Consider the following 5,207-nt stretch of genomic DNA (forward strand, 5'->3'; position numbering starts at 1 on the left):
GGCTACCAGCGCCATCGCAGCCAGACCCCACACCGACGCCCGAACATGGCTTGATGTGGCGATCGCGACCACGCCGGCAGCGACCCACAGGGCGGCTCGTAGCCAGTCGGGCAGGTCGATCAGCTCGGCGCGGGCAGGGACGGCCGCGTAGAGCAGCGACACCCCGACCAGCACCCATAGGACGCCGAGCCCGAGCATCGCTGTCCGGCGAGACACGCGTCAGTCCTTGAGTGCGTCGCCGAGCCGGGACACGACCGCGTCGGCGACGGCCTGCGGGGTTCCGCCGGCCTTCACTGCGGCCTCGACGGCTGTACGCACCAGCGGGGTGAGTCCGGCGAGCACCGAGCGGGCGATCGCCTGCTCATCGACGACCACGCCCTGACGCTTGGCGAGCTCCCGCACCAGCCGCAGCGTCTCCTGGCTGTTGATGCTGGCCCAGATCTGGTTGTTGTTGCGGGAGCTGGCGACGAGCGCGTTCGATGAGCCTTTCTGGAGCGGCTGCCAGTCGTAGGCGCTCAGCGCCTCGGTCACGATCCGCTTGAGTTCGTCCTTGGTGTAGGGCATGTCATCCTCCTGGGTGGATGTTTGGGTGGTGTGGGTGTCGGTGCGCTGCTGGTACTGCTCCCACGACAGGAGCGGGGACGGTCGCCACGGGTCCGGGTCGCGGTCCTTGCCGACGAGCCCGTCGAGGCCACGCCGGTAGTGCGACACCTGCACCATCGCCGACGCAGCCAGCCCCTGCGTGTTGGTGGTCTGGTCGGGGGGCATGAGCACCAGATGGTGATGCTCCACCCATGAGCGGGACGGCATCCGATGCCATGCCGCGAACCCGACCTGCCGACACGCCCTCAGCACCGCCTTGCGCTGCGGTGGGGTGAGGTGGTGGCGGATCGACAGGTCGACCACGCCGTCTCCGGTGTGGGTCGAGCCCGAGTAGGGGCTGCGTGGCTGCCACGACCCCTGACCGGGGCGGATGATCCACCCGTCCCGCCAGCCACGGAACTCGGGCATCGCGGCAGCCAGCCGCTCGGCCTCGATCAGTGCGTCCCGAGTGCGGGGCGACAGCAGGGAGCCGCGCCACGTGATCCGATCAGCCATCATCACACCTCGTAGGTCATCGTGAAAAACAGCGAGTCGCCCGACGCCCACCCACCAGGGTTGTTGTTGGAGATCCGCCCGGACGGGATCAGCGCAACCACACGGCCAGGGCCCACCGGCCTCACCGTCAGCGGATACTCAGACCCGCCACGCGCCAGCCACCCCACGCCAGTGACCATCATCCAGGCCCTGGCGTTGACCGGCATCGACCACACCCACGCCGCCGACCCGAGATTGGTGGTCGAGCCTCGCCCCATCGACACCGAGGCGTGCACCAGACGCCCCACCTGCATCCAGCGACCCTCCAGCGTGCCGTTTCCGATCGAGAGGTTGGTGCCGTCGCTCTGCGACCACGCCACGGCGTATGACGACCACGACGGAGACAGCGACGACAGCGCATTTTCGGTGCCCTGAGCCAGCAGGGCCATATCTGCCGGGACGTTGTTTGCGTCCGCCAACTCCGGCGTCCGGAGTCCATAGATCGGTGTGGTCGGCATCCCGTGCCTCCTTAGATCGTGGTGATGAGAGTGACCCGTCCAGCGTCGGGACGGTCAGATGGGCCCAGTAGTGCCATGTAGTCCGTGGTGCCCTGGTACGAGACAGCGATCCCGCGAGCAGCGCCGGACAGCAGCGCCGACACCTCAGCGCTGGTCAGCGCGATGTCGACGGTGCCGCCCTGTGCCACTGTCCCGGCGGCGCGAGGCTGAGTTGTCAGCGCGGGAGGTGACGATGGTCGCGTCGCAGCACCGTGCAGCGCCAGCCACACGGTCCGCGCCGCCGACATGCCCGCACCGGTCGCCCGATACAGACGCACCACACCAGACGAGCCAGTCCCGCCCCGTGCCAGGGTCGAGCCGTAAAAAAAGTAGCCGGTGTTGTCGGCCACCTGCCCCGAGGTGGAGTGCCCCTGATAGGCGCGGTGCCCGGCGGTGCCGTCGCTGCGCCACCTCCCAGACCTAGCCGTCGCAGCCTGCACCGCCCCAGCAGCCACAGTGGCCGGTGCGGGCGCCGGATCAGTCTGTGGCGGGGTCGGGTCAGACGGCGGCGTGGATGGCGGCGGCGGAGCGGACGGTGTGCCGATACGGCCCACCACCACACCACCAGCAGACCCCCACAGCAGCGCCACCCGATCACCCACCACCGGCACACCACCGACGTGCGGGACCGTCACAGGCCCCACCCCAGTCGAGACGGTCACCACACCAGACCCAGTGGATGACACAGTGCCCTCACTCGGCCGGGCGGTACGCAGACCCACCACATGCCACACCCCCTCGGAGCGCAGCAGCAGCACCCGGTCACCAACCGCCAGCGGTGTCGGCAGCCACACCAGCGGCGTCACCTCGGACCCCAGCACCGACACCAGCAGCACCGGGGAAGTTGCCCTCACCTCCCCCGCGACGGCAGGCGGACGAGCCGGGGTCAGAGCAGACGCGACAGCATCACCCAGAGGATCAGACATCGACCAGCACCCCCCACCCAGCGCTCGCCGTGACCGTCATCGATCCCCCAGTCAGCGGCAGCCTGATACCCGTCACCAGGGCATCCACCGTGCGGGTCGGCAGCCGTAGCCGCAGCGTGTCCAGCACATCAAGGGCCGGGTCTGGGGCGCACGTCACGGTCAGCACCTGACGACGCGCCGCCCTCGCCCGCTCACCCATCGTCCTCGCCGCCGACGCGCACTGAGCGTTCGTCCGCATTAGCGGGGAGTGCAGGAACTCGGGGACGCGTCCGAACCCGGAGGCATCCCATGCCAGCGGACCCGATGCCTCGAACTCGGCCCCACGTAGCGGCTGCCCAGACTCCGACTCCGATGTCACCACCCACCCGTTGCGGAGCCCGTCCCGGTCCATCACCGGCACCCACTCCACCACATCAGCAGCAGACGCCTCCCACACCTGACCAGACCCCACATCCGGGACACCCTGGAGCGCCCCGGCACGATCCACCCACGCCACCACACCCGCCAGACGCATCACCGACAGCAGCGCATCCATGCGGGACTCCGAGTACTCCACCGACGACGGCACCGTCTGCGACGCTGACCAGTCACCGACCGGCAGGATGTCGGCGACGAGCCGCTGCACCTCAGCGCGCACCGTTCCCCCACGCGGCCGCGTCGGGGTCGTGAACCGGTCATCGGCGACGATCCCCAGCAGGTCACCAGCGGAGACGCGCAGCATCTGAGCACCACGCACCCACCGGCCCGAGCGGTGTAGCCGCCACGGCGACCCGTCCGGCACGATGCGCTCCACGCGGAACTCGCCCAGCGGCGCATCACCGACGCCGGCGTACCCGGCACGCACCACCAGTCGATGCCCATGCACCGCCAGCGGCGCATCCGGTGCGCCCGTGAACAGCGACCCGTCCGGGTCAGCCACAGACAGTTCCAGCGACGACTGCACCTGCCCGCCCCGCACCTCCACCGACAGCGACCCGTCCACCACCTCCAGCGGCTCAGCAGTCAGCACCTGACCCCGCAGCGTCGGCCACACCTGACACGACAGCTCCACATCCCCCAGACGAGCCGCACCCCACCTCTCATCGACCGGCCACATAGCTACGCCTCCAGCAGACGGAGACGGTCCAGATACGTTGCCGCCGCAGCAGTCGAGTCCTGATACGTCGGATGCTCAGCCATATCGTCGGCATAGGTACGGGACGGCACCACCGGCAGGATCGCCGGCCCCCGCGACTCATACCCGTCCATCTGCCACGTCACCCGAGGCAGGTGCGGCACAGTCCGCTCCGACTCCACATCAGCCGCCGACACGTACAGCAGCCCCGTCGGATGATCCAGACACTCAGGGTCGCCCCGCAACACCACCGTCGGCCCGGCCAGCATGATCGCGTCCACCGCCTGCACCGTCGCCTCATCCTCAGCGACCAGACGCCACGACCGGACCCGCACCTGACGCTCACCGCCCTGCGTGATCGGCAAACCACCCATCGGACGCACCATCTCCATCGCCGACGACCACCGGCCACGCGACCCGCCCCGCAGCACACCAACCACCACAGACCCCATCGGGGACATCGGGTCAGACAGCCACGCCATCGAGTGCCCGGGCGACGGGGCCGACACCTGCACCGACGCCGACTCCACCACCTGACCCGACCCGGACAGGGCCTCCACCCGATACGACACTGGAGAGCCGACAGGCAAGTCATAGTCCACCACCCGAGCCGACGACCCGAGCAGCACGTGACGGCCACGCACCAGCACCTCTGCCGCGCGCCACACGCGCCACGCTCGCACCGACACCGCACCGGCAGGCACCTGAGTCACCAGCATGTCCACCCACGGCGGGGACTGCATCACCAGCGGAGCCAGTATCATCAGCGTCTCCTCACCGTCGATGCCGACCGACGGCCAGCCATCTCGATCCGCGCATCCACCAGCCGCTCCACACCCGAGGTCGGGTCCACCATCACAATCCGGACGCCAGCCAGGCCAGCAGCGACCGCAGCCGCGACGCCCGAGGTGTCGAGCGACAGTCGGGCCGAGGTGGGTGTCGGGACGGTCACCGACGGCCTCGTTCCTGGCTGGCCGCCCGAGGCATACCCCATCGCCGCGAACACTTCGCGCGGAATCTGCCTCGAGTTGAGCGCGTACATGGCGCGCACGCCGTAATGGTCGACCGCCGAGGCGTTGTGGATGAACTCCCGCGTCGACACGCGGGCGAGAATCGAGTCCGACGTCGGCGTGCCGGGTCCGCTGATCAGACCGGACGACAGCCTGCGCGGCTGACCACCTGTCGCGAACCCTGCGACCAGGCCGGGCATTTTGCCCGGCTTGTAGTTGACCTGCACCGACACCGATTTGCCGCTGATGCTGCGGACGAACGAGTAGTATTGCCGCTCAGCCTGCCCGGTCTGCACGCTGACCGAGGTGGTCAGGTTGTAGTTGCGCACGATGTCCTGCAGTGTGGTCTTGCCCGCCGCCAGCTCGCGTGCCAGCCTGCTGGCCGCCGCCCTACCGTGCCTGCGTGCGACCTCCTGCAGGATGGGACCGGCGTCGCTGAGGTTCATGGCGAAGTTGTCGCCGGCCTCCTTTCCGGAGGAGGCGAACAGGCGTTCGAGGCGCTGCAGCTCTGAGTCCGATGCTG

The 5,207-nt window shown here is 69.2% G+C and carries 5 protein-coding genes and 2 pseudogenes; all 7 read right to left on the reverse strand.

The genetic code is table 11. The features are described 5' to 3' along the window. Nucleotides 1-216: pseudogene (locus tag ACTQY5_RS10875) on the reverse strand (hypothetical protein); the annotation flags it as partial. 3 nt (nucleotides 217-219) lie between these two features. After that, a complete protein-coding gene (locus ACTQY5_RS10880; RefSeq protein WP_441369201.1) occupies nucleotides 220-1,098 on the reverse strand; it encodes a hypothetical protein in 879 nt (292 codons plus the stop codon). A 2-nt stretch (nucleotides 1,099-1,100) separates the two neighbouring features. Then, nucleotides 1,101-1,595, reverse strand: coding sequence for a hypothetical protein (locus ACTQY5_RS10885; protein ID WP_441042112.1), 495 nt, complete (start codon nucleotides 1,593-1,595; stop codon nucleotides 1,101-1,103). Between the two features lie 11 nt (nucleotides 1,596-1,606). Then, nucleotides 1,607-2,560 carry a hypothetical protein gene (locus tag ACTQY5_RS10890; RefSeq protein ID WP_441141235.1) on the reverse strand — a complete coding sequence of 318 codons (954 nt, stop codon included), beginning with the start codon at nucleotides 2,558-2,560 and terminating at the stop codon, nucleotides 1,607-1,609. Then, a complete protein-coding gene (locus ACTQY5_RS10895; RefSeq protein WP_441042108.1) occupies nucleotides 2,553-3,656 on the reverse strand; it encodes a hypothetical protein in 1,104 nt (367 codons plus the stop codon). The genes ACTQY5_RS10890 and ACTQY5_RS10895 overlap by 8 nt, the downstream gene beginning before the upstream one ends. A gap of 2 nt (nucleotides 3,657-3,658) precedes the next feature. Next, a complete protein-coding gene (locus tag ACTQY5_RS10900) occupies nucleotides 3,659-4,438 on the reverse strand; it encodes a hypothetical protein (protein WP_441042106.1) in 780 nt (259 codons plus the stop codon). Beyond that, a pseudogene (locus ACTQY5_RS10905) lies at nucleotides 4,438-5,207 on the reverse strand (hypothetical protein); the annotation flags it as partial. The gene ACTQY5_RS10900 and the pseudogene ACTQY5_RS10905, both read right to left, overlap by 1 nt.

Origin of the sequence: Acidaminococcus sp. HCP3S3_H5, assembly GCF_052122235.1 — a bacterium.
Classification (GTDB): Bacteria; Bacillota; Negativicutes; order Acidaminococcales; family Acidaminococcaceae; genus Acidaminococcus.

Coding starts and splice junctions, on each gene's coding strand:
- ACTQY5_RS10880 (WP_441369201.1), bottom strand. CDS start 1,098: ATGGCTGATCGGATCACGTGGCGCGGCTCCCTGCTGTCGCCCCGCACT.
- ACTQY5_RS10885 (WP_441042112.1), bottom strand. CDS start 1,595: ATGCCGACCACACCGATCTATGGACTCCGGACGCCGGAGTTGGCGGAC.
- ACTQY5_RS10890 (WP_441141235.1), bottom strand. CDS start 2,560: ATGTCTGATCCTCTGGGTGATGCTGTCGCGTCTGCTCTGACCCCGGCT.
- ACTQY5_RS10895 (WP_441042108.1), bottom strand. CDS start 3,656: ATGTGGCCGGTCGATGAGAGGTGGGGTGCGGCTCGTCTGGGGGATGTG.
- ACTQY5_RS10900 (WP_441042106.1), bottom strand. CDS start 4,438: ATGATACTGGCTCCGCTGGTGATGCAGTCCCCGCCGTGGGTGGACATG.